Raw genomic sequence first — 2,305 nt, forward strand, 5'->3', positions numbered from 1 at the left:
ACGGACTTCCAGTGCCGCTGCACCAGCGTGCCGTGGGACCCGCGCATAGACGGCAAGTACGACGTGAAGGAAGTCCCGGAACCACCGGAAAAGGCACCCAGCAAGCTGGAACAGGCGAGGGCGGAGACGGAAGCCGCCGAACAGAGGGTGCAAGAGGCGGAACGCAAGCTCCGGCTGATGACCGCAGCCGTTAAACGCCATGCGGAAAGGACGCCGGAGAGGGTCGCTGAAATCCGGAAGCTGTGGGACGACCGCGAAAGGAAACGCAGAATCGCCGCAATTTCCGCGGAAAGACACGAAAAGCGGACGAACGAACAGGCCTCGGAAATCCAGAAAAAGTGGGATGCGCGACAGGCAGAAATCAAGGATGCAATCAAGAAAGTCGCGGAAATACGCAAGGAATACTCCGGCATCAATGGAATGCCGTTCCCGTCCACGGTAAAGAATGCGGAAAACGGCGCGAAATACAAGAAGGCGGCGGAACTCGCCGAAAAGTTCAGGCAGAAGGTGGACGCCGAGGCCGCCAAGATGGACCTGCTGGACAACCCGCTGGAATCCATGAAGAAACACGGACTCAAGGAAACGCAGGCCGTGCAGGAAGCCGTCAGGAAGAAGCTCGAATCCTTCGCCAACCTGGACATCGACACTCGTATAAAGAAGCTCGAATTTGAAATAGGCTGGGTGGAGAATAGCAAGAAGTATTCCACGTGGGAGGTGGCGAAGAAGGCGTACGAGAAGGCGCTGGTCGCAGCCAAGTTCCAGAAGGCATTGGCGGAAGTCGCGGATAAAATCAAGTCTCTTGATGCCGCGGCGAAGGCTGCCAAGGACAAGACGCTCACGGGCTACGTGAACAAGCTCAAGAAGGCGGGGACGCCCACCACGCAGTCCGAACTCGATGCATTGCGGAAGGACATCGAGAAGGCTGAAAAACGGGCCGCGAAGGTGAAGCCGAATGAACCATCCCCGAGCGACGTCTATCCTGAAATCTCGTTCAAGCCAAGCACGGCCAAACAGAGGAGCGTCCAGTTTATCGATAGTTCGAAATGGATAGCGAAGGACGCCGAAATCATCGACAGCTGCGCAAAGACTGCATGGCAGAGCGCGACTCTAGAACAGAAGCAGGCTGCATACTACTACACGATGGGATCAAAGGTCAATAACGAACCGCTGTATGGGGCTAAGTATTCCGGGCCAAAATCCGTGAAGGAAGCCGTCACGAAGCATAACCCGAACCTTACGAGACTAATCGATAACACGAGTCTGCCGAAAGATACATGGTTGAGGAGTGGACAAGAATGGGGCACATTTTCGGGAGTCTTCGGGATTGACCTTGAAGCGGAAATAAAAATGCTTGACAACGGCAAACGTTCTAAAGACGATATCGCCAAGGAACTGACGAAGAAGTTAAAGGGAAAGACCGGAACGCAAAAAGCGTTCATGTCCACGTCGTTTGCAAGTAATACTGGATTTAAGGAGACTTTGGATTTTCAAATTTTTGCACAAAAGGGGACAAAATGCCTTTATGCGGAACCGTTCTCTCACTTTGGCGTTCGGGACACTTCGCCGACAAAATGGGATGGAAAAGAAGACACTATTTCTCTTGGTAAAGCCAAAGAATTTGAAGGAATTTTACAGCGAGGAACAGAATTTAGAATCAATAAGATAACGTTTGATCTTTCTAAAAGAACGGACAGCGGCTGGAGTATTGAGTTGGAAATTGTCAAGCAGGCTCCTCAACCATATCGGCCAGGCAATCCTGTAATATATTAAACCCAGAAACGACTTTTTTCAATACATCTCTAGGATCTGTATAATCGGAAAAAGAATCGTAACGATTATGAATCAATCCGAAAAAATCCTTGTTGTAAGGTAAAAAATATTCTTTTTCGAGCTTGATTTTATAATGTTCGCATAATGCTTCAATCCGGTCATGCCAGCTTTTTATGTCTTCTTCGTCAAAATCTCTATCTGTTTCGTAATTAAAAAAATTGTCAGCTCCTGGAAATTTCTTTTTAAATTCTTTATATAGCTTTGTGTTTTTGTGAAGAATTAGTTGATCTTTTGTCAAAATTTTTCTGGTTTTCATTTTCAACCTCCGTTTTCCATAAAATACCATTTTTCCTCCTAGCCGTGGTCGCCCGCCGGGCGACATTTCGCATTTTCATCCACAGACCAGCCTCTCTGCATTTTCGAGAGACTGCATGAACAGGCTCGCATATTACAAAATTTAAGGCAATTCGAGTGTAAGAACCTTTTTTACTTCTCCGTTCTCATTCATATTTTGAACGGTGAATTTGCCAAGCCC

Annotated in this window: 2 protein-coding genes; one reads left to right on the forward strand and one right to left on the reverse strand. The window is 48.3% G+C overall.

Annotated features, from left to right (window positions below):
* A partial coding sequence (locus tag B5D40_RS15040) for an ADP-ribosyltransferase (RefSeq protein ID WP_144319726.1) occupies positions 1-1,770 on the forward strand: 1,770 nt, incomplete at its 5' end.
* On the opposite strand, the gene B5D40_RS15045 is transcribed toward B5D40_RS15040, so the two are convergent.
* On the reverse strand, positions 1,721-2,086 hold the full coding sequence (locus B5D40_RS15045; RefSeq protein WP_073304393.1) for a hypothetical protein: 366 nt from the start codon (positions 2,084-2,086) through the stop codon (positions 1,721-1,723). The two genes, B5D40_RS15040 and B5D40_RS15045, sit on opposite strands and share 50 nt — an antisense overlap.
* Between the last annotated feature and the right edge of the window lie 219 nt (positions 2,087-2,305).

It is taken from the genome of Fibrobacter intestinalis, assembly GCF_900167415.1.
Classification (GTDB): domain Bacteria; phylum Fibrobacterota; class Fibrobacteria; order Fibrobacterales; family Fibrobacteraceae; genus Hallerella; species Hallerella intestinalis.